General features: G+C 61.9%; 21 protein-coding genes. 7 read left to right on the forward strand and 14 right to left on the reverse strand.

Going from position 1 to position 25818, the window contains the following annotated elements:
- Window positions 1-24 precede the first annotated feature (24 nt).
- The 8 genes from ABH944_RS00415 to ABH944_RS00450 all read right to left on the reverse strand — a co-directional run bounded on the left by ABH944_RS00415 (window position 25) and on the right by ABH944_RS00450 (window position 9199).
- On the reverse strand, window positions 25-1302 hold the full coding sequence (locus tag ABH944_RS00415; protein WP_404603898.1) for a glutamate-5-semialdehyde dehydrogenase: 1278 nt from the start codon (window positions 1300-1302) through the stop codon (window positions 25-27).
- 85 nt (window positions 1303-1387) lie between these two features.
- A complete protein-coding gene (gene holA / locus ABH944_RS00420) occupies window positions 1388-2515 on the reverse strand; it encodes a DNA polymerase III subunit delta (RefSeq protein WP_404603899.1) in 1128 nt (375 codons plus the stop codon).
- Between the two features lie 23 nt (window positions 2516-2538).
- The gene (locus ABH944_RS00425) at window positions 2539-3090 is read right to left on the reverse strand and encodes an LPS-assembly lipoprotein LptE (RefSeq protein ID WP_404604264.1); all 552 of its coding nucleotides are present in this window, start codon (window positions 3088-3090) and stop codon (window positions 2539-2541) included.
- 92 nt (window positions 3091-3182) lie between these two features.
- Entirely contained in the window at window positions 3183-5777 is a 2595-nt protein-coding gene (gene leuS / locus ABH944_RS00430) for a leucine--tRNA ligase (protein WP_404603900.1), read from the reverse strand.
- Window positions 5778-6166: 389 nt separating this feature from the next.
- A complete protein-coding gene (locus ABH944_RS00435) occupies window positions 6167-6595 on the reverse strand; it encodes an ExbD/TolR family protein (protein WP_404603901.1) in 429 nt (142 codons plus the stop codon).
- Window positions 6596-6644: 49 nt separating this feature from the next.
- Complete coding sequence (locus ABH944_RS00440) at window positions 6645-7349, reverse strand: MotA/TolQ/ExbB proton channel family protein (protein ID WP_404603902.1); 705 nt, start codon at window positions 7347-7349, stop codon at window positions 6645-6647.
- A 51-nt stretch (window positions 7350-7400) separates the two neighbouring features.
- The gene (dapB, locus tag ABH944_RS00445; protein ID WP_404603903.1) at window positions 7401-8198 is read right to left on the reverse strand and encodes a 4-hydroxy-tetrahydrodipicolinate reductase; all 798 of its coding nucleotides are present in this window, start codon (window positions 8196-8198) and stop codon (window positions 7401-7403) included.
- Window positions 8199-8344: 146 nt separating this feature from the next.
- Window positions 8345-9199 carry an outer membrane protein assembly factor BamE gene (locus ABH944_RS00450; protein ID WP_404603904.1) on the reverse strand — a complete coding sequence of 285 codons (855 nt, stop codon included), beginning with the start codon at window positions 9197-9199 and terminating at the stop codon, window positions 8345-8347.
- 201 nt (window positions 9200-9400) lie between these two features.
- Here ABH944_RS00450 and fur point away from each other — a divergent pair, with 201 nt between their 5' ends.
- Window positions 9401-9829, forward strand: a complete 429-nt coding sequence (gene fur / locus ABH944_RS00455) for a ferric iron uptake transcriptional regulator (RefSeq protein WP_050382564.1) — start codon at window positions 9401-9403, stop codon at window positions 9827-9829.
- A 103-nt stretch (window positions 9830-9932) separates the two neighbouring features.
- Here fur and gap read toward each other — a convergent pair whose 3' ends face one another.
- On the reverse strand, window positions 9933-10943 hold the full coding sequence (gene gap / locus ABH944_RS00460; RefSeq protein WP_062089624.1) for a type I glyceraldehyde-3-phosphate dehydrogenase: 1011 nt from the start codon (window positions 10941-10943) through the stop codon (window positions 9933-9935).
- Between the two features lie 90 nt (window positions 10944-11033).
- Window positions 11034-13064, reverse strand: a complete 2031-nt coding sequence (gene tkt, locus ABH944_RS00465) for a transketolase (protein ID WP_404603905.1) — start codon at window positions 13062-13064, stop codon at window positions 11034-11036.
- Window positions 13065-13421: 357 nt separating this feature from the next.
- Here tkt and ABH944_RS00470 point away from each other — a divergent pair, with 357 nt between their 5' ends.
- Window positions 13422-13835: a VOC family protein gene (locus ABH944_RS00470; protein ID WP_062089626.1), complete on the forward strand. Its 414-nt coding sequence runs from the start codon at window positions 13422-13424 to the stop codon at window positions 13833-13835.
- Between the two features lie 108 nt (window positions 13836-13943).
- Window positions 13944-14681 carry a 16S rRNA (uracil(1498)-N(3))-methyltransferase gene (locus tag ABH944_RS00475; RefSeq protein ID WP_404603906.1) on the forward strand — a complete coding sequence of 246 codons (738 nt, stop codon included), beginning with the start codon at window positions 13944-13946 and terminating at the stop codon, window positions 14679-14681.
- A 161-nt stretch (window positions 14682-14842) separates the two neighbouring features.
- Here the strand turns inward: ABH944_RS00475 and ABH944_RS00480 are convergent, their stop codons facing one another.
- The 3 genes from ABH944_RS00480 to ABH944_RS00490 form a co-directional block, all read right to left on the reverse strand.
- Window positions 14843-15400 carry a barstar family protein gene (locus ABH944_RS00480; protein ID WP_062089636.1) on the reverse strand — a complete coding sequence of 186 codons (558 nt, stop codon included), beginning with the start codon at window positions 15398-15400 and terminating at the stop codon, window positions 14843-14845.
- A gap of 5 nt (window positions 15401-15405) precedes the next feature.
- The gene (locus ABH944_RS00485) at window positions 15406-15924 is read right to left on the reverse strand and encodes a ribonuclease (RefSeq protein WP_404603907.1); all 519 of its coding nucleotides are present in this window, start codon (window positions 15922-15924) and stop codon (window positions 15406-15408) included.
- Between the two features lie 609 nt (window positions 15925-16533).
- Window positions 16534-18840 carry an NADP-dependent malic enzyme gene (locus ABH944_RS00490; protein ID WP_404603908.1) on the reverse strand — a complete coding sequence of 769 codons (2307 nt, stop codon included), beginning with the start codon at window positions 18838-18840 and terminating at the stop codon, window positions 16534-16536.
- 245 nt (window positions 18841-19085) lie between these two features.
- Between ABH944_RS00490 and thiL the strand changes: the two genes are divergently transcribed.
- The 4 genes from thiL (at window position 19086) to ABH944_RS00510 (ending at window position 24600) form a co-directional block, all read left to right on the forward strand.
- Entirely contained in the window at window positions 19086-20141 is a 1056-nt protein-coding gene (thiL, locus tag ABH944_RS00495; protein ID WP_404603909.1) for a thiamine-phosphate kinase, read from the forward strand.
- Window positions 20131-20667: a phosphatidylglycerophosphatase A family protein gene (locus ABH944_RS00500; RefSeq protein ID WP_404603910.1), complete on the forward strand. Its 537-nt coding sequence runs from the start codon at window positions 20131-20133 to the stop codon at window positions 20665-20667. Before thiL ends, ABH944_RS00500 begins: the two co-directional genes overlap by 11 nt.
- A gap of 54 nt (window positions 20668-20721) precedes the next feature.
- On the forward strand, window positions 20722-21222 hold the full coding sequence (locus ABH944_RS00505) for a CinA family protein (RefSeq protein ID WP_404603911.1): 501 nt from the start codon (window positions 20722-20724) through the stop codon (window positions 21220-21222).
- Between the two features lie 72 nt (window positions 21223-21294).
- Window positions 21295-24600, forward strand: a complete 3306-nt coding sequence (locus tag ABH944_RS00510; protein ID WP_404603912.1) for a DEAD/DEAH box helicase — start codon at window positions 21295-21297, stop codon at window positions 24598-24600.
- 48 nt (window positions 24601-24648) lie between these two features.
- Here ABH944_RS00510 and purM read toward each other — a convergent pair whose 3' ends face one another.
- A complete protein-coding gene (purM, locus tag ABH944_RS00515) occupies window positions 24649-25704 on the reverse strand; it encodes a phosphoribosylformylglycinamidine cyclo-ligase (RefSeq protein ID WP_097261007.1) in 1056 nt (351 codons plus the stop codon).
- Between the last annotated feature and the right edge of the window lie 114 nt (window positions 25705-25818).

Below are 25818 nucleotides of genomic sequence, written 5' to 3' on the forward strand. Positions count from 1 at the left end.
ATTGTCGTTGCTTGTTGACGTTGCTTATTGGCGTGATTCGCCGTGTCCGAGCACGACGTATTTCAACGATGTCAGCCCGTCCAGCCCAACCGGTCCACGCGCGTGAAGCTTGTCGTTGGAAATGCCGATTTCCGCACCGAGTCCAAATTCGAAACCATCGGCGAAACGGGTCGACGCATTCACCATCACGCTCGCGGAGTCGACTTCGCGCAGGAAGCGCATGGCGCGGTCGTGGTCCTCGGTAACAATGGCGTCAGTGTGATTCGAGCTGTAGGTGTTGATGTGATCGATGGCTTCGTCCAGATCGTTCACCAGCTTGATCGACAGGATGGGTGCGAGGTACTCGATGCTCCAGTCGGCTTCGGTCGCATCGTTGAGGAGACCGTCATATCTGGCTGCCTGCAGCACGGCGCGCGCTGCCGCGTCCACGCGCAACTCCACGTCTTTCGCCTTGAACGCCTTGGCCAGCAGCGGCAAGGCTTCCGCCGCGACACCCTTGGCGACCAGCAAGGTTTCCATCGTGTTGCAGGTTCCGTAACGATGCGTTTTGGCGTTATCGCAGACGTTGAGCGCCTTCGCCAGATCCGCCCGGTCGTCCACATAGACGTGGCAGATGCCGTCCAGGTGCTTGATCATGGGCACGCGCGCTTCTTCCATCAGGCGCGCGATCAGGCTCTTGCCGCCCCGCGGCACGATCACATCGACGTATTCGGTCATGGTGATCAACTTGCCCACTGCCGCGCGATCCGCCGTTGCGACCACTTGTACGGCTTCTTGCGGCAACCCGGCCGCCTCCAGCCCTTCACCAATCAATTTCGCCAGAGCCGTGTTGCACTCCAACGCTTCGGAACCGCCGCGCAGAATAGCTGCATTACCGGATTTAAGACAAAGCGCGGCGGCGTCGATAGTCACGTTCGGCCGCGATTCGTAGATGATCCCGATCACACCCAGCGGCACGCGCATCTGGCCCACCTGGATGCCGCTCGGACGGAACTTCAGACCGCTGATTTCGCCGATGGGGTCCGCGAGCGTTGCAACCTGCCGCAAGCCTTCGACCATGGTGTTCAAGGCTTTATCGGAGAGCGTCAGGCGGTCAATGAACGCAGCGTCATAACCTTTGTCGCGGGCGCGGGCGAGATCTCGCGCGTTCGCGTCTTTCAGCGCAACGCGCTCGCGTTCGATCGCGTTTGCGACCGCTTCGAGCGCGGCGTTCTTCGCCGCCGTCGATGCACGCGCCATCGCGCGCGAAGCCCGGCGCGCACGGCGGCCGAGGTCGGTCATGTATTCGTCGATGTCGGTCATCGTCATTCTCTTGGTTTCGTTCGACGCTTGAGGTACAGCGCGGTTTTCGGCTTTTGGAGCCGAAGAGGGCAATTTTAAGCCGTTGTCAGGCTGGGCGCTTGTTAGCTGGCGGCGTCGGCTTCGCGGCAGGCGCGTTGCGCTGCAGCGGACTGCCCGATGATGCGACGATCATCGCGAGTTCGAACATGCCGTCCCACGGGTCAGGCGGGGGATCGCCCGAGTTCGCGCTGCCTCGCGGGCCAGTGCCGCCCGAGAGGCCCTTGACCTGCCGGTCGAGCTTCGCCGCCAGCGACAACGCCTTTTCCAGCGCCGCCTCGGTCACCCGCGTAAGCGCCGGCCCGATCAGCCGTTCGCGCGGACCCCAGACGCGGCTCTCGCGCAGCAGCGTGGCGAGCGGCTTGCCGGCCGCCACGCCACGTTTCATCCGCAGCAGCGTGCGCACTTCTTCCACCAGCGCCCAGATCACGAGCGTTCCCGCTTCGCCTTCGCCCTTCAGGCCGTCAAGCATGCGTGTCAGACGGCCTACATCGCCGGTCAACATGGCTTCGTTCAACTTGAACACGTCATAACGCGCGACGTTGAGCACGGCCTCGTGGATCTGTTCAAAGGTGAGCACGCCCGCCGGATACAGCAATCCCAGCTTGAGGATCTCCTGATGCGCGGCGAGCAGATTGCCCTCCACCCGTTCCGCGATAAACACCAGCGCGCGCCGCCCGTCTTCGCCGGGAGCCACGCGCTGGTTCTGCGCGCTCAGCCGCTGGCCGATCCACATGGGCAACTGCGCGCGTTCAACCGGATCAATCTTCATCATCACGCCCGGGCCACTCAGCGCCGTGAACCACGCGGACTTCTGCGTGGCTGCGTCGAGGCGTGGCAAGGTAATGAGCGTCAGAACGTCGGGGTTATCGGCGGCGGCTAACGTTTTCAGCGCCTCGCCGCCTTCCTTGCCGGGCTTGCCGGTGGGAATGCGCAACTCGACCAGTTGGCGGTCGCCGAAGAGCGACATCGACTGGCTCGCGCCCAACAATGAACTCCAGTCGAAATACCGGTCGACGACGAACACCGAGCGATCCGTGAAACCCTGCGCTCGGGCGCTCGCGCGAATCTTGTCGCACGCTTCCTGCGCGAGCAGATGCTCGTCGCCATAAACGACGTACAAGCCTTTTGGCCCTTTCGCGAGATGCGCGTCGAGCGCGTCGAGTCGAAGTTGCATGGTTTTTTGCGAAGCTCCGGCGCTTACAGCGGCGGCACAGGCAACGGCGCACGCGGGGCGATGCCCGGCAACGCTTCACTCGGCGCTGGATGCAGCGAACGCACGACTGCGAGGCGGCGCATCAACTGGTCAACGGCGTCGAACTGCATGTCACGGAACAGCGTCTGCGCTTCAATACCCTTCGCGAGCGTGAACTGGTCGCTATACGTCAGCGCACGGTTCAGCGAAATTGAGCTCGGGGGAATCAGAACGGTGCCGTCGGCACCGACCATCGAGTAGCCCAGGCTGTAGTCGAGCTCGTATTCCTGCACGACGCCCTGTGCATTCAGGCTCAGGGTCTTCATGCCACTAGCGCTGGTCAGCGAAAGGATCGCGTCGGGCTGCTCGGCGGCCTTCACGACCACGGTGTCGCTACCGCCTTCCACCACACGCTGCAGGCGCCCGAGCATTTCCGGCGGAGCCCCGACAACCGCGAGCCGCTTGAACGCGTAGTCCTGCTGGCCACGCAACTGGAACCCGCATGCCGACAGCAGGACCGCACTGCACGCCAGCGTCAGGATCGAGCGCCGGCTGATCGCGCGCTTCGTCTTCGTGTTGGTCGAACTCAAGCTGACAGCTTTCCTGCTCACAACATCCTCCAGGATTTTCATGGCGCGCGATCTCCGGCTCATACGACCACGTTCACCAAACGGCCCGGCACCACGACGACCTTCTTCGGCGTGCGCCCTTCCGAAAATTTCTCGAACATCTCATGCGCGACCGCCGCCTTTTCGATGTCCTCGCGCGACGCATCCTTCGCCACGGTGAGCGAACCACGCATCTTGCCGTTGACCTGCAGCACGAGTTCGATTTCAGCCTGCTCGAGTGCGGCTTCGTCCACTTTCGGCCAGGCTGCATCGAGCAAACTGCCATGCAGACCGGCGTAGCCGAGTTCCTGCCACAACTGGAACGTGATGTGCGGCACGACCGGATACAGGACACGCAGCAATACGCTGAAGGTCTCGTTGAGAACAGCGGGCGTTGCATCCTTCGCGCTATCCACCGCGTTCAGCATCTTCATGGCCGCCGAGACGACCGTGTTGTACTGCAAGCGGCCATAGTCGAAATCGGCCTGCTTCAGGATGGTGTAGATCTCGCGGCGCAGCGTGCGGTCCGTGTCGTTCAGCTTCGACGTATCGAGCTTTGCGTGCGTTTTCAGCACGTCCGCACGGCCATGCGCGAGTTGCCACACGCGGCGCAAGAAGCGGCTCGCACCTTCCACGCCCGTGCCCGACCACTCGAGCGACTGCTCCGGAGGAGCCGCGAACATCACGAAGAGACGCGCGGTATCCGCACCGTAAGCATTGATCAACGATTGCGGATCGACACCGTTGTTCTTCGACTTCGACATCTTCTCCACGCCGCCGATCACCACGGGCTTGCCATCAGCGTTGAGCACCGCGCCAACCGGGCGGCCTTTGTCGTCGTGCGTGACGGTGACGTCCGCGGGATTGATCCAGGTCTTCTTGCCCGCGGCGTCTTCGCGATAATACGTTTCGTTGAGCACCATGCCCTGCGTGAGCAGGTTCTTCGCCGGTTCATCGAACGTGACGAGGCCCAGGTCGCGCATGACCTTGGTCCAGAAACGCGAGTACAAGAGGTGCAGAATCGCGTGCTCGATCCCGCCGATGTACTGATCCATCGGCATCCAGTAGTCGGTACGCTTGTCGACCATGGTTACCGCGTCAGGGGCTGCGTATCGCGAGAAATACCACGCGGAATCGACGAACGTGTCCATGGTGTCCGTCTCGCGTTTCGCCGGCGCGCCGCACTTCGGGCACGTGCAATTGACGAACGCTTCGGACTTCGCGAGCGGATTGCCCGTGCCGTCCGGCACGAGGTCTTCCGGCAACACGACCGGCAGGTCCGCTTCCGGCACCGGCACGTCACCGCACGTGGCGCAGTGGATGATCGGGATCGGCGTGCCCCAGTAACGCTGGCGAGATATGCCCCAGTCGCGCAGGCGCCAGGTGATTTGCTTGTCGCCCAGGTTCTGCGCTTTCAGGTCGGCGGCGATTGCGGTGGTTGCTTCTTCGAAATTCAGGCCATCGTACTTGCCGCTATTGACCAGCGTGCCCGCGCCCTTTTCCGCGTACCACTCTTGCCAGGCGTCCGTGCTGTAGGTCTTGCCTTCAACCGCAACGACTTGCTTGATCGGCAGCGCGTATTTCTTTGCGAACGCGAAATCACGTTCGTCGTGTGCCGGCACGCCCATCACGGCGCCTTCGCCATAGCTCATCAGCACGTAGTTGCCGACCCAGACTTCGACCTTTTCCTGCGTCAGCGGATGCGTGACGAAAAAGCCCGTGGGCATGCCCTTCTTTTCCATGGTCGCGACGTCGGCTTCAGCCACGCCGCCGCGTTTGCATTCTTCGATGAACGCTTGCAGGCCCGGGTTATCGCGAGCAAGGCGCGTTGCCAGCGGATGCTCCGCGGCAACCGCAGCGAAGGTCACGCCCATGATGGTGTCCGCGCGCGTGGTGAACACGCGCAGCAGTTTGCTTTCGCCGTCGATCTCATACGGGAAGCCAAAGTTCACGCCGAAGCTTTTGCCGATCCAGTTCTGCTGCATGACCTTCACGCGCTCGGGCCAGCCGAGGCCTTCCAGGTCGCCGAGCAACTGGTCCGCATATTCCGTGATGCGCATGTAGTACATCGGGATTTCGCGCTTTTCCACCAGCGCGCCCGAGCGCCAGCCGCGCCCGTCGATCACTTGCTCATTGGCGAGCACGGTCTGGTCTTCCGGGTCCCAGTTCACCGTTCCGGTCTTTTTATACGCAATGCCCTTTTCCAGCATCTTCAGGAACAGCCACTGGTTCCACTTGTAGTACTCGGGCTTGCACGACGCAATTTCCCGCGACCAGTCGATAGCGAGGCCCATCGACTGCATCTGCTTCTTCATGTAGTCGATGTTGTCATACGTCCACTTCGCCGGCGGCACGTTGTTCGCCATTGCCGCGTTTTCCGCCGGCATGCCGAACGCGTCCCAGCCCATGGGCATCAGCACGTTGTGGCCGTTCATGCGCAGGAACCGGTACATCACGTCGTTGATCGTGTAGTTGCGCACGTGCCCCATGTGGAGCTTGCCCGACGGGTACGGCAGCATGGACACGCAGTAGAACTTGGGTTTGTCGCTGGTTTCGGTCGACCGGTAGACGTCTTTCGCGCGCCAGTCGCTTTGCGCTGCGGATTCGACGTCGGCGGGTACGTATTTATCTTGCATGGTGTGGTTTTGGCGGTTTTGCCTTTCGGCGTTACGGCAGTGCTGCCTTGCGGCGAGATGACCTTGGCTGCAGTGCTCGGCTGGCGTCGGTTTGCGGGTTTTGCCCGGGGCTTACGGGTCTTACCTACAAGGTCTTACCGGTAAGTGCAGCCCTCGGGCCGCTGCCTTGCGGTACTCCGCCCCGGTAATTCCCAGGTAGGCGCGCCCACGCGGCCAAAGCGCGATTATACCGTTGAGGCAGAAGGTTCTGGCACTGCGCGTGCCGCGGCATTGGACTTGTCTGGACATGCGTGTTGCCGGGGGCAATTGGTTTGGGCGAGTCAGGGAGCTTTTTATCCCGGCGAAGCGGTGCGCTCGAGGTTTCGGCTGGGGAGCGTTGCCCGAACAGGCTACTGATGCACCGGCTTGACCTGATCGGTCACAAAGCCAATCTTGTTTAGCCCCGCGCCCTGCGCCGCGCCCATTACCTGCGCGATCACGTCATAACGCGTGGCACTCGATGCCCTCAGGTGAATCTCCGGTGGCGTTGCGCGTTTGCCTTCAGCCACGAACTGGGCGCGCATCTGATCGAGCGTAATCGGCTTGTCGTTCCAGTAAATCTTGCCTGCATCATCGATGGAAAGCGTGATGGTCTCAGGCGTCTCGCGCGCCACTTGGGACGCGACCTTCGGTAAATCGAGCCGGATAGCATGCGTGAACAATGGCGCCGTGATGATGAAAATCACCAGCAACACGAGCATGACGTCGATCAACGGAGTCATGTTGATCTCCGCCATGGGCGCGCCGTTCGATTTCTTGTCCAGTCCGCCGAATGCCATGATGTGCTTGTCCGGGTGCGGAAAATTTAAGGGTCGGCTGGCGCCTTGATTAAACCACGCGGTCTTCAACGGGCGCGCTCTTCGCGCGGCGCGGCGCCACGCCGCTCGTGTAAGCGTGCAGATCGTGCGCGAAACCGTCCAGCTCCTCCGATATCTGCCGTACAAGCCGACCGAGCACGTTGTACGCAAGCACAGCCGGGATGGCTACGACCAGACCGAACGCCGTCATGATCAGCGCCTCGCCCACCGGTCCCGCCACGTTTTCGATCATGGCCTGCCCGCTCGCGGCAATGCTGCCGAGCGCGTGATAAATGCCCCACACGGTGCCGAGCAAACCGACGAACGGCGCGGTACTTCCCACCGACGCCAGCAGAACCTGCCCGAATTCAAGCCGCCTTTGCGACGCCAGCAACGCATGCCGCAGCGCGCGCAATACGCGCTCACCCGGCTCCACATGTGCGATCAGCGCGCCAGGCATTTCTGCCTCCGACGCGCGCCACGCAGCCACCGCAAGCGGCAAATACACGCCTTCCCGATCCAGCTTGCGCAATTCCGCGATCCCTTCGGCCAGCGTCGGCGCCTGCCAGAAACGCTGCACGGCGCGCGGTCCCTGACGCTTCGCGCGCACCAGGACCCACGCCTTCACGACGAGAAAACACCAGCTCGCCACCGACATGGCCAGAAGCACACCTGCGACGCCATGCGTAATGCCGTCGCTGCTCTGCAGATAATGGAAGATGCCGGTTGTAGCCATCGGACAAAAACCCCGGGTTTGAGTGGCTCAAGATCAGGCTGAGAATCAGGCTCAGCGCAGACCGAGCACGTCTTGCATGTCGAAGAAACCGCGCTCGCGGCCGGCAAGAAAGTGCGCCGCACGCAACGAGCCCTGCGCGTAAGACAGCCGGTTGGCCGACTTGTGCGTGATCTCGATCCGCTCGCCAATGCCTGCGAACAGCACAGTGTGGTCGCCGACAATGTCACCGCCGCGAATGGCGGCGAAACCGATGGTGGATGGATCACGTTCGCCGGTCACGCCTTCGCGGCCGTACACCGCGCAATCCTTCAGCTCGCGGCCGAGCGCATGGGCAATGGTTTCACCCATCGCAAGCGCGGTGCCCGAGGGCGCGTCGACCTTGTGCCGGTGGTGCGCCTCGATAATCTCGATGTCGTAGCCTTCAGCGAAATGCCGCGCCGCGAACTCGAGCAGCTTGAGCGTCACGTTCACGCCCACGCTCATGTTCGGCGCAAACACAATGCCGATTTTTTCACCGGCAGCGCGCAATTGGGCTTTTTGATCATCGTCGAAACCGGTCGTGCCGACGACCATCTTCACGTTATGCCGCAACGCCGCTTCCAGATGCACGAGCGTGCCTTCGGGACGCGTGAAGTCGATCAGCAGATCCGCGTTGGCGAAAACCTGCTCAATATTGTCCGTCAGCACTACGCCCGTCTCTTGTCCGAGGAAAGCGCCTGCGTCCTGCCCGAGTTGCGGCGCTCCGGTTCTGTCGAGCGCACCGGTCAGCGTGGCGTTGGCGTCCTTGAGAACGGTTTCTATGAGCATGCGGCCCATGCGGCCCGATGCGCCGGCAATGGCGATTTTCATGGCGTGTCTCGCGTGAGTTGAGGCTACGAAGTCAGAAGCATGGAAGCGATAAGGCCGCCGCCTGGCGCGCGGCCGCCGGAGCAGGACAGGTCTCGACTAAACCAGACAAGGCAGGCGGGCGAAGTGTGCCGGCCCGCCGTTTCTGCTTAGTTGGTGCTCGTCGCCGGCACGGAGGACGCGCCAAGGCCGCTGCTCGAGTCCGCCGGAGCGGACGACGACGGGCCTTGCGGACCCACGGCGTTGCTGTCCGGCACGGTGACCGGGTTCGGACGACGCTGCAACTGGATCTGCGAGTTGCCTGCGGCGCTCACGTTCGGCGGCAATCCAGGGTTGCCCGGCACGGTCGGCATGGCCGACGAGCGGGTACGGCCCGTGGGTGCCTGCACGGCGTCGGTCGCGCGATTGGCGGCCTGGGCGGCTTGCTGGTTGGCGTCACCGGCAAATGCGCTCGACGCATTCGATGCATCCGGCTGGACACCCGGCGCACTCGCCGCTCCCGCGACCGCTGCACCGCTGGCGGACGTACCCGCTGCCGTTGCTGCCGACGTGGCGCTAGCCCCGCTGGCTGCTGCAGCCGTGGCCGCAGCTGTAGCGGCGGCCAGCTTACGGCCCTTGTCGCCGTCAATTTCAGCAAGCAATTCGAGATTCGACGGCAAACCCTCGCCGCCCGACCAGCTCGCCACGCGGTCGCCCGCGAACAGCACGACGAAATCACGCTGCTGCACGACCGCCGTGGAGCCACGCTTGAAATAGAAGATGTAGTCCCAGCGATCCGCATGGAACATGTCTGCCAGCAACGGCGTGCCGAGCAGCGCCTTCACCTGGTCGCGCGTCATGCCGGTCTTCATCTGGCTGGCAGCTTCCGCCGAAACAAAGTTCCCCTGTACAACCGTGATCCGATACGGTGTGATGTGCTGCGCGAAGCTCTGCGTAACGCTATCGTAAGTGGAACAACCGGCCAGGACGGTCATAGTGGCGGCAGCGATCAAAGTTCCGCGCATACGACGGCTCTCCCGGCTATTCAATAAAGATTTTAAAAACATTTCACCCTTCATTTCACCCTTCGCCTGGCCCATCGCCCGTGGGGGCGCAAGAAGTTTCGGAGTCTTTCGGAGATCGCGCCATTTCGTTCGGATGGTGACCGGAACGGTAAAAACGCATTACTATGAGAACCTTGAATTGTACTCTAGGGATGCCTAGCGATGACCAATCCCGCCGATCTGAAAAATATCGGGCTGAAGGCGACCTTGCCCCGGCTCAAGATACTTGAGATTTTCCAGCATAGTCCTGTGCGTCACCTGACTGCAGAAGACGTGTATAGAAACCTGTTGCATGAGGAACTCGACATCGGTCTCGCCACCGTATACCGCGTGCTCACGCAGTTTGAGCAAGCTGGCCTGCTTTCCCGCAGTAACTTCGAGTCGGGCAAAGCCGTGTTCGAGCTCAACGAAGGGACCCATCATGACCACCTGGTGTGTCTGGACTGCGGCATGGTGGAAGAGTTCTTCGACGCCGAGATCGAAAGCCGTCAGCAGGATATTGCCAAGCACCGGGGCTTCAAGCTGCACGAACATGCCCTCGCGCTGTATGGCACCTGCACGAAGGAGCACTGTCCGCACAGGAAGAACTGATTTCGAATGACCGTTCAGGCGCGTGATGTCGGCGCGCCCAAGTGTGAAAAAGCCGCCGGTTCTTGCAAACCGGCGGCTTTTTTTTCAGCTTCGCTTCACTGTGTTACTTGGCGTTAGCCAGCGCGACCGCCGTATCCAGCATGCGGTTCGAGAAGCCCCACTCGTTGTCATACCAGCTCGACACCTTCACCAGACGCCCGGACACCTTCGTGAGCGTCGCGTCGAACGTCGACGAAGCCGGGTTATGGTTGAAGTCGATCGACACCAGCGGCGCCGTGTTGTAGCCCAGGATGCCCTTCAACGCGCCTTCCGACGCTTCCTTCATGATCGAGTTCACTTCATCGACCGTCGTGTCGCGTGCGGCGATGAACGACAGATCCACGATCGACACATTGATGGTCGGAACACGAATGGCGTAACCATCCAGCTTGCCGTTCAATTCCGGCAACACCAGGCCCACCGCCGACGCAGCACCGGTCTTCGTCGGGATCTGGCTGTGCGTGGCCGAGCGCGCGCGGCGCAGGTCCTCGTGATACACGTCCGTCAGCACCTGGTCGTTCGTGTACGCGTGGATGGTCGTCATCAGGCCGTTCACCAGGCCGATCTTGTCGTTGAGCGGCTTGACGAGCGGCGCCAGGCAGTTCGTCGTGCACGATGCGTTCGAGATAACCGTATCCGACGCCTTCAGCACGTGGTGATTCACGCCATAGACGATGGTTGCGTCAACGTCCTTGCCGCCCGGTGCCGAGATGATGACCTTCTTCGCGCCGCCCTTGATGTGGGCGCTGGCCTTTTCTTTCGTCGTGAAGAAGCCGGTGCATTCCAGCACGACGTCCACGTTCAGCTCGCCCCACGGCAGTTCAGCCGGGTTGCGGGTAGCCAGCACACGGATGCGGTCGCCATTGACCACGAGGTAGTCGCCGTCCACCGACACTTCGCCCGGGAACTTGCCGTGCGCCGTGTCGTACTGCGTCAGGTGCGCGTTCGTGGCGGCATCGCCGAGGTCGTTGATGGCAACGATCTCGATGTCGTGCTTCTTGCCGTTTTCATACAAGGCACGCAGCGTATTGCGGCCGATCCGGCCGTAGCCGTTGATTGCAACGCGAATCGTCATGGTCTATCTCCTGATGGCTGAAAAAAAGTTCCAATTCGCTGCTGCCGGGTTCGCTGGGTCAGCGGGTTATAGCGCTGCCCTAGCGCCCTGTCAGCCCGCGAGCGCGGCTTTCGCCGTCTCCACGACATGCTCGACGGTGAAGCCGAAATACTTGAAAAGCTCGCCGGCGGGCGCGGACTCGCCGAACGAATCAATACCCACCACGCCGCCTTCGAGACCCACATACTTGCGCCAGAAATCGGTCACGCCGGCTTCGATCGCCACGCGCACGACGCCCTTCGGCAACACGCGGTCGCGATATTCCTGGTCTTGCAGATCGAACACGTTCGTACACGGCATGGACACGATGCGCGCGCCAATACCTTCCTGCGCCAGTTTCTCGCCGGCCTTCAGCGCCAGTTCGACTTCCGAGCCCGTCGCGATGAGGATGATCTTGCGTGCGGGAATGTCGTCGTTCCAGTCGCGCAGCACGTAGCCGCCCTTCGAAATGTTCGCGATCTGCACGTCGTTACGCGGCGAGAACAGCAGGTTCTGACGCGTGAAAATCAGCGCCGACGGCCCTTTGTGCTCAATGGCGAACGTCCAGGCCACAGCGGTCTCGACGGTATCCGCCGGACGCCACACTTGTAAGTGCGGAATCAGCCGCAAGCTCGACGTTTGCTCCACCGACTGGTGCGTCGGGCCGTCTTCGCCCAGGCCGATCGAATCGTGCGTGAACACGAAGATGGACGGTGCCTTCATCAGCGCAGCCACGCGTAGCGCGTTGCGGCTGTAGTCCGAGAAGGTCAGGAAAGTGCCGCCGAACGGGCGATAACCGCCATGCAGCACGATGCCGTTGATGGCCGCGCTCATGCCGAATTCGCGCACGCCGTAGTTGATGTGGTTGCCCCACTGGATGTCGGTCGTGCCCTCACCGGCGCGCACCGGCTTCGATGCCTTCCAGTTCGTCAGATTCGAACCCGTCAGGTCGGCGGACCCGCCCAGCAGTTCCGGCAGCGCGGCGGCGAGGCCGTCGAGCGTTTGCTGCGAAGCCTTGCGGGTGGCAATGGTTTCGCCCTTCTGATTCGCGGCTTCAACAATGTCCTTCGCGTCCTGCGCCCACTTGGCCGGCAGTTCGCCGTTCATCCGGCGCACGAATTCCGCGGCTTCGGCAGAATGCTTCGCGCGATACGCATCGAATTGCTTGTTCCATTCCGCTTCCGCGCGCGCACCGGCTTCCTTCGCGTCCCACGCTGCATAGACTTCCTGCGGAATCACGAACGGTTCCCAGGTCCAGCCCATGCCGGCACGAGCGTCCGCGATTTCCTTGGCGCCCAGCGGCGCGCCGTGCGAATCGTGGCTGCCTTGCTTCGTCGGCGCGCCCTTGCCGATGGTCGTACGGCAGCAGATCAGCGTGGGTTTATCCGAGTTCTTCGCTTGCGCAATGGCCGCGTCCACCGCGTCCACGTTGTGGCCGTCCACCGCGCGAATCACGTTCCAACCGTAGGCTTCGAAACGCTTCGGGGTGTCGTCGTGGAACCAGTGCTCCACATGACCGTCGATCGAAATACCGTTGTCGTCGTACAGCGCGATCAGCTTGTGGAGCTTGAGCGTGCCGGCGAACGAACAGGCTTCGTGCGAGATGCCTTCCATCATGCAGCCGTCGCCGAGGAACACATACGTGTGGTGGTCGACGATCTTCGCGCCGTCCTTGTTGAACTCGGCTGCGAGCAGCGCTTCGGCGAGCGCCATGCCCACCGCGTTCGCCAGACCCTGGCCAAGCGGGCCGGTGGTCGTTTCAACGCCCGGCGTCATGCCGTATTCCGGGTGTCCCGGCGTCTTCGAATGCAGTTGGCGGAAGTTCTTGAGTTCGTTGATCGGCAGGTCGTAGCCGGTCAGGTGCAGCAACGAGTACAGCAGCATGGAACCATGACCGTTCGACAAGACGAAACGATCGCGGTCAGCCCAGTGCGGGTTGCCCGGGTTGTGCTTCAGGTGACGCGACCAGAGCGCGACACCGATTTCCGCCATGCCCATTGGCATGCCCGGATGGCCGGAGTTGGCTTGTTGAACGGCGTCCATTGCCAGCGCACGGATTGCGTTGGCCATCAGGGTGGTCTGGCTGGAAGTCGGGGTCGTCATGTCGAGTCCGGTAGGTCCTGAAAAGATCCTGGGATGATTCTGGGCGACGCACCGGAGCAAACGATGAAACCACGTTTTCAACAGCCGGAGCGACGAGAAACGAAGAGGATCGGAAGCCGGTTATTCTAGCAGACGACTTTGAGACGCTGGCGCGAGGGCCGCGGGGAACCGGGCGGCGGCGAAGGGGATTGCCCGGCGGAAACATAAATCATAACGAATGCTTCGCGCGGGCACGCTCCCTGCATCGGGATATCCCGCGGACGCGACGTAGCGCAGCAACAGACGCCCGCCCAGCCCTTCTGCCAAAGGGCGCCATGGCACAATGCACCTGTCAGCCGAGCTCGAGGAGAAGCCCATATGTCCGACCCCCGCCCCGCCGATGTGCCGTGGCTCACGCCTTACCTGACTGTTCGCGACGCCCGTGTCTCCACCGGCTTCTACGAACAGGCGCTAGGTTTTGCGGTGCGTGACAGCGTCAACGACGACGGCGCCGTGATCCACGTCGAGATGACGTATCGCGGACAGTTGATCCTGATGTTCGCGCCCGAAGGCGCCTACGGTTCGCACGCGAAGACGCCCAAGAGCACGGGTCTGATGGCGCCGCAATCGTTCTATCTCTACGTCGACGATGTGGATGCCGCGTTCGCCCGCGCGGTCGCGGTTGGCGCGAAGCCGCTGATCGAACCCCAAGACCAGTACTGGGGTGACCGTTTTGCGCAGTTCGAAGACCCGGACGGGTATCGCTGGGCAATCGCCCGGCATTTGAATTAGGCTGGGTCCGTCGCGTTCCATGTTGTTGGTCGAAGGTTGAACGGATAACGCTCAAGCACCCATCACTTCCCTGCCCGCGCGCTTCCTTGCGTCCGGGCGAGTTACTTCATGCCACGTTTCTTTGTTGCCAGTCCGCTCGTCGCGGGCGAAATCATGAGCTTGCCGGACGATGTCGTCCGCCATGTTCATGTCCTGCGTCTGCAATCAGACGACACCGTCTGTCTCTTCAACGGCTCGGGTGGTGAATATCACGCGCGTCTGGTTGAAATCGGCAAGCGGACGGCGACCGCGCAACTCGATGAATTCATCGACCGCGAAGCGGAAGCGCCGTATAGAGTCACCCTGGCGCAAGGTGTGGCAGGCGGCGACAAGATGGATTGGCTGATCGAGAAGGCGGTGGAACTGGGGGTGTCGTCCGTCATCCCGCTCACGGCCGAGCGCGGCGTGGTGCGGCTGTCGGGCGAACGCGCGGCGCGTCGGCAAGGACATTGGCAAGCGCTGGTGCAGGCAGCATGCGAGCAATGCGGAAGAAACCGGGTGCCGGACGTAGCGGCGCCTCAGGACCTGGATAAATGGCTTGGCAACCTGCCGCCCGCGCAGGACGGCGAGTTGCGGCTCCTCCTGTCGCCGCGGGCGCAGCTTGGTTTTGGGTCTTTGCCCGCAAGCGCGCCCGCGGCACCCGTGACCATTGCGATCGGGCCGGAAGCCGGGTTTTCGCCGGCAGAGGAAGCAACCATTGTCGATGCCGGTTTTGCCACCCTTGGGCTCGGACCTCGCGTCTTGCGCACCGAGACAGCTGGCATTGCAGTCCTTGCGGCGCTTGCCGCGCGCTGGGGCGGGTGGTGAATGAACCACCGCCTCGCTGCAATCCATCCCCAAATCAAACGCAAAAAAGCCGGCCAGCGCCTGTGTTTAACAGACGATGACCGGCTTTCCAACCTCTTTGCGCTGAGAACACTCAGCAGTATCAGCTCCGCGACGCAGGCGCTTATCTTCAGGCGAACCGCTCAGGCGAACGAGTAAAACACCCTGAACGCGACACGCCGTTCCGCCCAGAATTCTGACGCTTCGCGAAATACGTCGAGCAAGGTCTCACGACCTTCCTTGTCAAATTTCTGCGCAACGGGGAGCGCTTCCAGCACGATCACGAAACCCGGTTGCGAACCGGCTTTGTGCACGAGGTCGGTGAGACTGTCGTACAGCGCGTCGTAGTTCTTCCCAAAGTGCTTGGGAAACAAAAACGACGTGGCAATAGTTTCGAGCACTTCCTGCTTGCTCTGGGCCTGCCCGCAATACGCGTAAAGAAAATGCTGGCCCAGCTTGCTCGCTTCGTCGGCGAGATCCTGAACCCTGAAAGCGCGGATCGACTGCACGATATTCGATCGTACCGTCTTGAAAAGACTCATAGACCCCTCGTTCAATGATGACAGCGCCGCGCTCTGCTCGTCGTCGGGTCGATTTTCTTCTGTCGTGCGAAGTCGCAAAACTCGCTGGAACATGTTGCCATCGCCGGCGAAAAGATCACCCGCGACACCGTTGTCGTGCGCGTAGATGTTGTCGCTCATGCCGTTCATCCCGAAGTTAATCCCGCAATGCGTTTAAAACTCACGTAATGGTCGTCGGTATAGAAGCAGTTGTCGATCTGCCGACGAGGCCCGCCACATACGATCCGACGTGCGCCGCGATCGCGGGCGCGCGGCGTAGGAACGGTGTATTCGTGGTAAAAGCCGCGCGGGTGCGGCGGCAGGATACGCTCGCGGTTGCCGAACACGATGCCGTCTTTTTCATACGGGAAAGGTCCGCCAGCCTCGATCCGCCGCAGCGTCACAATGGCCTGTTTGGGCAATTGCGCGGCGTCGACAGTAGTCTGCGACGGTTCCGAACCCGTTGATGCGGTATCGCGCCAGTTCCCTGCGCGCGGATCGCTTTTCAGCTTGTCCTTGTCTTGCAACACGTGCGGCGGTTCCGCCTGCGACGCTACTGCAGAGGCATTCGCAGCCGGGCTTTGGGAATCCGGCCCGCTTTTCCCGCAGCCGCTCAACACCCAGGAAAGCGCCACGATAAACCCACAAAACCATGCGCGCTTCACCAAACCTGTCCCCGCTTTGAACCCAAAAATATGACGACCATTAAAGACGTAAGGGTATCGCTAATGACACGCGGAATCAATGTCGGTTCGGAAGATGCCAATTTTTTGGGCGGGCGTTGCAGCTTATCTGACCGTTGCATGCGGCCTGCCGCCGGTTTTATGTCCGTGATCCATAAAATAGGGCCAGATTATATTTAAGATAAAATTGAGATATTTTTATCTTTAGCAGGTTAATAATGACTTCATGCGTGGTTTGGGGAGTGGAACCAGTTTCGCCTCTCTCGCGAAGCTCCCACGGTGCAAAGCCGGCGCCATCGCTGTTTGGAGGAGAAAGCAAATCCCCTTGCATGCCTCAAAGCGTGCCGGATCATCCGGCACGCTTTTTTTCGTTCGATGATTCGTTCTCGTCGGCCGATTCAGCGCAACCATCAGGAATCCGATCATTGATCAGATCACTAGTCCGATCACTCCCTTCAACCGTACGGCGCGATCGACGCACAAATAAAAAGAGGGATGGCGACTACTTGTCGCAATCCCTCCCGCAATCCCTCTCACTGAAGTTCCGCCCGAACCCGCCAGCCCTGCGCGGGCGTTCGGACGTTAAGGCGCTTACCGTGCCACAGCCGTTGCGTCCGCCACCAGCAACGCCGTCATGTTGACGATCCGGCGCACCGTGGCCGACGCCGTCAGCACATGCACGGGCTGAGCCGCGCCCAGCAGGATCGGGCCAATGGCGATGTTATTGCCGGCGGCTGTCTTCAGCAGGTTGTACGAAATATTCGCGGCGTCAATGTTCGGCAGTACGAGCAAATTCGCGTCACCCACCAGCGTTGATTCCGGCAGGACTTCGCGGCGCAGATTGGCATCCAGCGCCACGTCGCCGTGCATTTCGCCGTCCACGTCCAGATCCGGCGCACGCTCGCGCAGCAACGCCAGTGTGTCACGCATCTTGATCGCTGTCGGCGCGTTGCTCGTGCCGAAGTTCGAATGCGAAAGCAGCGCGATCTTCGGCGCGATGCCGAAGCGGCGCACCTCTTCCGCCGCCATGATCGTGATCTCGCAGAGTTGCTCCGGGGTCGGGTCCACGTTCACGTGCGTATCGACAATGAAGATCTGCCGGCCCGGCAACACCAGCGCATTCATTGCCGCGTAGACGCTGCAGCCTTCCTTCTTGCCGATCACCTGATCGACGAAATGCAGGTGGCGATGCGTCGTGCTGATCGTGCCGCAGATCATGCCGTCCGCTTCGCCCTTCTTGACCAGCATCGCGCCGATCAACGTGGTGCGGCGGCGCATCTCCAGCTTCGCCATTTGCTCGCTGATACCCTTGCGCGCCATCATGGTGTGATACGTCTGCCAGAAGTCGCGGTACCGCTCGTCGTGATCCGTATCCACCACCGTGAAGTCCACGCCCGCCGTCAAACGCAAGCCGTACTTCGTGATGCGCTGCGCGATCACGGCCGGGCGTCCGATCAGGATCGGCTTGGCGATCTTCTCGTCCACCGCGATCTGGACCGCGCGCAGCACGCGCTCTTCTTCACCTTCGGCGAACACAATGCGCTTCTTGTCCGGCTCCACGCTACGCGCGAGCTGGAACACAGGTTTCATGGTCGTGCCGCTGTGATAGACGAACTGCTGCAGGTGCTGTTCGTACGCGTCCATGTCTTCAATAGGACGCGTGGCTACGCCTGACTCCATGGCAGCCTTGGCCACGGCCGGTGCGATCTTCACGATCAGGCGCGGATCGAATGGTTTCGGAATCAGGTACTCGGGACCAAACGACAGGTCCTGGATGCCGTAAGCCGTTGCGACGATATCGCTTTGTTCCTGCCGCGCCAGTTCCGCGATCGCGTTCACCGCGGCTATTTCCATCTCGCGCGTGATCGTGCTCGCGCCGGCATCCAGCGCGCCACGGAAAATGAACGGGAAACACAGGACGTTGTTGACCTGATTCGGGTAGTCCGTGCGGCCTGTAGCAAGCACGGCATCCGGGCGAACTTCGAGCGCGAGTTCCGGCAGGATTTCCGGTGTCGGGTTGGCGAGCGCAAGAATCAGCGGCTTTTGCGCCATGCCCTTGACCATCTCCTGCTTCAGCACGCCGCCGGCGGACAGGCCCAGAAATACGTCGGCGCCTTCCATCACCTCGGCCAGCGTACGCGCCGAGGTTTCGCGCGCAAACCGTTCCTTGTCCGGGTCCATCAGTTCCACGCGGCCCTTGTAGACCACGCCGGCCAGATCCGTCACGAAGATGTTTTCCAGCTTCATGCCGAGTTCAACCAGCAGGTCCAGACAGGCCAGGGCTGCCGCGCCCGCACCCGAGGCGACCAGCTTCACTTCTTCAATCTTCTTGCCGACCACGACCAGGCCGTTGGTGATAGCGGCCGCGACCACGATAGCCGTGCCGTGCTGGTCGTCGTGAAACACCGGAATCTTCATGCGCTTGCGGCATTCTCTCTCGACGATGAAGCAATCCGGCGCCTTGATGTCTTCCAGGTTGATGCCGCCGAACGTGGGTTCAAGCGCGGCGATCACGTCCACGAGCTTCAGCGGGTCCATTTCGTTCAGCTCGATGTCGAACACGTCGATACCGGCAAACTTCTTGAACAGCACCGCCTTGCCTTCCATGACGGGCTTCGACGCGAGCGGGCCGATATTGCCGAGCCCGAGCACCGCGGTGCCGTTTGTCACGACGCCGACCAGGTTGCTGCGCGCGGTAAAACGCGCGGCATTCAGCGGATTGGCGACGATTTCCTCGCACGCGAAAGCCACGCCCGGCGAATACGCCAGCGCGAGATCTCGCTGGTTGATCATCTGCTTGGTGGGGGCAATCGCGATTTTGCCGGGGGTGGGAAACTCGTGGTAATCGAGCGCGGCTTCGCGGAGTTTGGCTTTGGCGCTATCGGCAGGAGTGGTCATGAGGCGTCTGGCTTTAGGCGAGATTAGAATAGAAGTTCGAACGCATTGTAGCGCCAATCAAAGTCCGTCCCGATCGGTGATACCGGCAATACACGGCACATAGCCCATTTGGACAAGGCCCCGAGAAGCAGCATGAACGCCAAGCCAGCAGCGGGTTCACGCCGCAAAATTCCCTTATTGAGATGAAACGCGCGTCAACACGCGCGCATCGTCCCCAACTCTCTCCCGACATTGCCGGATTGCCGATGCTCTCAGAGTTTTCCCTGATCGAACGATATTTCTCCCAGCCCGCCGCCACGTTCCCGGCGACGGACGACGAGCCGAAGGCGACGCTCGGCATTGGTGACGACTGCGCGCTGCTCGCGCCGAAGCGCGGTGAGCACCTGGCAATTTCCACAGACATGCTGGTCTCGGGCCGCCATTTCTTCCCCGATGTCTCCCCGTGGGCACTCGGTTACAAGGCGCTGGCGGTGAACCTGTCGGACCTCGCCGCCATGGGCGCGAAGCCGCGCGCGTTCGCCCTTGCTTTGTCGATGCCGAAAGCCGACGAAAGCTGGCTCGAAGCATTCAGCAGCGGTCTTTTCCAGATGGCCAACCAGTACGGCTGCGAGCTGATTGGCGGCGATACGACCAGTGGTCCGCACGTGTGCATCAGCATTACCGTGTTCGGCGATGTCCCCGTGGCGCTTGCGCTGCGTCGGGACGCAGCGCGTCCGGGCGATGATATCTGGGTGTCCGGCGTACTCGGCGGTGCGCGCGCCGGGCTGGGAATCCGCCGTGACGAATGGTCGCTGAAGGACCCCGCCGACGAAGCCATTGCTATCAAGGCGCTCGAACAGCCCGAACCCCGCGTGGCGCTCGGCATGGCGTTGCGGGGCATCGCGCACGCGGCGCTCGATATCTCCGACGGTCTCGCCGGTGACCTGCTCCATATCCTGAAGCGCTCGAATGTTCGCGCGACGGTGAATATCGATCAGGTGCCCCGCTCCGGCACGCTCGCCAGCCTGCCCGCGGCCACGCAGGTGCATTGCATCCTGGCCGGCGGCGACGACTACGAACTCTGCTTCACCGCGCCTGTTGCCGCGAGGGCCGAAATCGAGCGGATAGGAACAGCGCAGAAAGTTTTGTTGACTCGTATCGGTACAATCGAGGGTCCGGCCGCCGAAGGACGAACGGCTTCCGGCGCGTTCAGCGCAGCCCCGGCGGGCGCGCCGCGCGACGTGCCGGCCATCGGCTGGCACGACAACACTGGTCCGGTTTCTTTCCCAGACACGGGCTTCGACCATTTTCATGCAGACTGATCCGATCATCGACACAATCGACGACACACCCCGCGCAAAGCCGTCGCGCCGGACAAGTGCGCGCTTCATGTTCTCCCATCCGCTGCATATCCTGTCGCTGGGTTTCGGCAGCGGCTTGTCGCCAATCGCACCCGGCACCGTCGGCACCTTGTTCGCGTGGGTGTCGTTCGTGGTGTTCAACCCGCACCTGACGGTCGCCGAATGGGCTGTGCTGATTGCCGTGGGGTTCGTGGCCGGCTGCTGGTTCTGCGGTTTCACGGCGAAGAAAATGGGCATTTCCGATCCCTCACCGGTGGTGTGGGACGAGATCATCGCGTTCTGGCTGGTGTTGCTGTTCGTCACGCCGGCCACGTTCACCGGGCAGTTGTGGGCGTTCATCGTGTTCCGTTTCTTCGACATGGTGAAACCGCCGCCCATCCGGTATTTCGACCGCCAGTTGAAAGGCGGTTTCGGCATCATGTTCGACGATATCGCCGCTGCGTTCTTCACGCTGCTCGTGATTGCGCTGTGGCGCATGACCGTTTGATTTCCGTCTTGCCTGCGTCTCACGTCTTTCGAGCGCTCCACCCGAGGCTTTGCCATGGCTACCGATAACGTCGTCCACCAACTCGCCATCCGTGTCGGCAACAAACTGCGCGACGAGCGCCTGATGCTCGCGACTGCCGAATCGTGCACCGGGGGGTTGGTGGCTGCCGCCATGACCGATATTTCCGGCAGCAGCGCATGGTTCGAACGCGGCTTCGTGACCTATTCGAACCTGGCGAAGATCGAGATGATCGGCGTGCCGGCCGACATGATCGATCGCCACGGCGCGGTCAGCGAACCGGTCGCCAAAGCCATGGCGGAAGGTGCGCTGAGAAATAGCCGGGCGCAGGTCTCGCTGTCTATTACGGGCGTGGCCGGACCCGGTGGCGGTACGGAAACAAAGCCCGTCGGCATGGTGTCTTTTGCATGGAGCAACCGCCTGCACACGGCGGTGGAGACGCAGCAATTCAAGGGCGATCGCGAACAGATCCGCACCCAGGCGGCGGCCTACGCGTTGCGTGGCTTGCTGGAACTATTGGAAAGAAGGGAACGGTGAGTAGACGGTGATTGAGCGGATGGCGGCAGAACGGGCTGAGACGGGAACGGCCATGCACGGGCGGGTTTGCTGATGCCGGCGTTTGTGTACGACACGGCTCAGATCATCAAGTGGCTCGGCTCGCATACCGTTGCCAAGGCACGCTCGTATGTGGATGAAGTGACGCGTCTGCATTGGGACGAAGACGTGCTGCGCGCCAACGTTCAAGGCACGCAACGCCAGCCTTATATCGTGGAAGTGACGTTCAACGATCACCACGGCAATCTGTCCGCGCAGGGTCATTGTTCGTGCCCGGTGGGATACGGCTGCAAGCACGCTGCCGCCGTATTGCTCGCGAGCGCCGCGGACAGACCGCGCGAGTCCGAAACCGTGCGCCCCGAAGTAGCGGGCTGGCTTGAAGGATTCCGCTCGCGGTTCGCCTCCACTCGCAACACCGCCGCAAAAAAGCCCGGCGAGTCGGGCGGTACGCTCGCGCTCGTTTATCTGCTGGGAACGTCGCGCATCATGCGCACCGCCGAAGTCGCACTGTATAAGGTGCGGCTCAGCCCGGACGGATCATTCCAAACGCTCGACCGGCCTTGGACCAATCTGGACGCGGCGCTGGTCAAGCAGCCGAAGTTCGTCAGCGACGAAGACATGAGCATCGTGCGCGGGCTTGTCATTGGACGTACCCGCAACGATTTCGGTGGCTTCGGGCTGCACGGCGAAGAAGGCGCGGATCTGATGCAGCGCATGCTGGCAACAGGACGGTTGTTCAGCGCCATGCCGGCCGATCACGACGCCGCGGAGCCGCGCCGGCCGCTGCGCGAAGCTCAGCAACGGCCGGGACGGATCGAGTGGACACCCGACTTGGACGATCGCGTGCGTCCCGTGCTTCAAACCGAGCCGCCCGCCACGCTGGTCATTCCTACCGAACCGCTCTGGTTTGCCGACGCGCAAACGCTCGAAGCGGGCGTTGTCGATATGCCGCAACCTGCCCGGCAACTGGCCGACTATTTGTCGATGCCGCCCATCTCGCTGGCCGAAGCGCCGCTGGTGAGCGCAATGCTGCGTGAAGTCGACTCCGACCTGCCCCCGCCGCCGGAGCAGGAAACGCTGAACGTGCATATTGTCGATTCGGAACCGGTGCCGGTGCTCCTGCTCGATACACGGCCGGTCAACAGCAGCTGGCGGTCCCGCGACGAGCGCACTGCCGCGAACGTGCTCGATTTTGCTCTCGTCAGTTTCGATTACGATGGCTTCAGCATCGACCCCACGCGCGCCACCACGGTCATGCGCGCGGCGTCCGGCGAGATGGTCCAGGTGAAGCGCCGGCACGACGTGGAGGCGCGTTACCTGGCCTCGCTCTACGACCTTGGCTTCCGCCAGATTCCTTCGCATCAGCGGTTCGGCCCCAAGCCCATTCCCAATGGCGTGCTCGGCTTGCCGGTGCCCGACGCATGGGCCGTGTTCACCAACGACGCGCTGCCCGAGTTGCGCGAGAACGGCTGGCGCGTGAGCATGTCGCCGGAATTTCGCTTCGACTTCATTGAGATCGATGACATCCAGGGCACCGCGCGTCAGGGCACCGATGGCTGGTTCGACCTGGAGCTCGGCATTGTCGTAGGTGAGCGCAGCGTGCGGCTCGAACCGCTGCTGGCCGACCTGTTCCAGCGCGACCGGCGCTGGCTCGCGGGCGCCATCGATTCAATCCCGGACGAAGAAGGCATCGAGCTGAAGACCGATTTGGGCGAGCGGCTGCGGGTGCGGGCGGCACGAATCAAGCCCGTGGTGCGCGTGTTGATCGATCTCTTCGATACCCTCGCCACCCATCCGCTGCGTGTTTCCGAGCAGGACGCCGGACGGCTGGAAGCGCTCAGCGACACGGGCCGCTGGCAATTCCACGGCGACCTTTCCATTCGTGAGCTTGCCCGGCGTTTGCAGGAAGGGCCGGGCTTGCGGGAAGTGCCCGTGCCGCGCGGCTTGCGCGCCGAGCTTCGCGGGTACCAGCGCGAAGGGCTCAACTGGATGCAGTATTTGCGCGAGCGCAATCTGTCGGGCGTTCTAGCCGACGACATGGGCCTCGGCAAGACCGTGCAGACGCTGGCACACATCCTGGTCGAGAAGGAGTCGGGACGGCTGGACCAGCCGGTGCTGGTGGTGTTGCCAACCACGCTGATTCACAACTGGCGTGAGGAAGCGAAAAAATTCGCGCCTGATTTGCGGGTGCTGGACCTGCATGGCCCGCAGCGCAAGGAACGTTTCGACCAGATTGGCGAGCACGATCTCGTGCTGACCACGTACCCGCTGCTGTGGCGCGATCAGGCCATGCTGGCGCTGCACGAATACCACCTGCTGATCCTCGATGAAGCGCAGATAGTGAAGAACGTCGCGACCAAGGCCGCGAAGGGCATTCGCGATTTGCGCGCGCGGCATCGGTTGTGCCTGACCGGCACGCCCCTGGAAAACCACCTGGGTGAGCTGTGGGCACAATTCGATTTCCTGCTGCCCGGTTTCCTTGGCACGCAGAAAGACTTCACGAAACGCTGGCGCACGCCGATCGAAAAGTACGACGACCCGGTGCGGCGCGATTTGCTGGTGCGCCGGATTCGGCCATTCATGCTGCGTCGAAGAAAGGATGAGGTCGCGAAGGAATTGCCGCAGAAAACGACCATTGTGCGGACGGTGGCGCTTGAGGGTGCGCAGCGCGATCTGTACGAGACGGTGCGGATCGCGATGCAGGAAAAAGTGCGGATGGCGGTAGCGGATCAAGGGCTGGCGCGCAGCCATATTGTTGTGCTCGAAGCGCTGCTCAAGCTGCGGCAGGTTTGTTGCGATCCCGCACTGGTGAAGCTGACGCGGGCCGGGCGTGTGGAGGAATCGGCGAAACTCGATTTGTTACTCGATATGTTGCCGGAGTTGCTTGAGGAAGGGCGCCGGGTGCTGCTGTTTTCCCAGTTCACCGGAATGCTGGCGATCATTGCCGCCGCGCTCGATAAAGCCGGGCTTCCGTATGTCACGTTGACGGGAGACACCACGGATCGGATTACGCCGGTTAAGCGCTTCCAGGACGGTGAAGTGCCGTTATTCCTGATCAGCCTGAAAGCGGGTGGCGTGGGGTTGAATCTGACGGCTGCGGACACGGTGATTCATTACGATCCATGGTGGAATCCGGCGGCGGAGAATCAGGCGACGGACCGGGCGCACCGGATTGGGCAATTGAAGCCGGTGTTTGTCTACAAGCTGATCGTGGCGGGGAGTATTGAAGAACGGATTGTGGCAATGCAGGGCCGCAAAGCCGCTCTCGCCGATAGCATTTTGCGTGAGGACGCAGCCGGGGCAGCGAAGTTTTCTGCCGAGGATATTGAGGCGTTGCTGGCGCCAATGCCGGTGGTTTGAGGTCGTTCGCGCCGGTGGAATCCGCCGGCGCGAACGGAAATTCAAACTTTAAACCACCACCGTCTGAGCTTCACCCGGCAGTGAATCGCGCACCACGCCGATCGACCAGACTTGCTCTCCAGCCGCCGACAAAAGCGCCGTCGCGGCTTCAACGTCGCCGGCGGCCACCACCACGACCATCCCGATCCCGCAGTTGAACACCCGATGCATTTCCGCATCGGCCACGCCGCCATGCTTCTGCAGCCACGAGAACAACGGCGGCAATGGCCACGCCCGGTGATCCAGTTCAACCGTCAGGCCATCGCGCAAAACCCGCGGAATGTTTTCAACCAGGCCGCCACCAGTGATATGCGCCATGCCCTTCACGGCCATCTGCGACATCAGCGACAACAACGGCTTCACGTAAATATGCGTAGGCGCCATCAACGCGTCGGCAAGCGAACGGCCATCGAAGTCGGCGTTCAGGTCAGGCTGAGCGCGCTCAATGATCTTGCGCACCAGCGAATACCCATTCGAATGGATGCCGGACGAAGCAAGACCCAATACGACGTCGCCAGGCTGAATGGTCGAGCCATCGATAATCTTGCTTTTCTCAACGGCGCCCACCGCAAACCCGGCCAGATCGTACTCGCCGTCCGGATACATGCCCGGCATTTCAGCCGTTTCACCGCCAATCAACGCACACCCGGCCAGCTCGCAACCCTGCGCAATGCCCTGCACCACGGTCGCGGCCGTATCCACGTCCAACTTGCCGCAAGCGAAATAATCGAGGAAAAACAACGGCTCGGCACCCTGCACCAGGATGTCGTTGACGCTCATGGCGACCAGATCCTGCCCTACGGTGTCATGCTTGTTCAACTGGAACGCCAGCCGCAGCTTCGTGCCCACGCCGTCCGTGCCGGACACCAGCACCGGCTCCTTGTACCGCTTGGGGACTTCGAACAGCGCGCCGAATCCGCCAATGCCGCCCAACACGCCGTCGCGCATGGTTTTTTTGGCAAAGGGCTTGATCCGGTCGACAAGTGCGTCGCCGGCATCGATGTCCACGCCCGCGTCGCGATAGGACAAACCTTGGGCGTCTGGGGCGGATTTCGGTTGATTCATGGGGGATCGGCGAGAAGGTCGGTAAAATGAGATTTTAACCGATGCCAGCCGCCCGGCCGGATTTCTCGCTGTTCGCGGCCCTGACTCCGAAAGACCGCACCAGACCCTTTTCGA

The sequence above is a fragment of the Caballeronia udeis genome, from assembly GCF_044909315.1.
In the GTDB taxonomy this organism is placed as follows: domain Bacteria; phylum Pseudomonadota; class Gammaproteobacteria; order Burkholderiales; family Burkholderiaceae; genus Caballeronia; species Caballeronia udeis_A.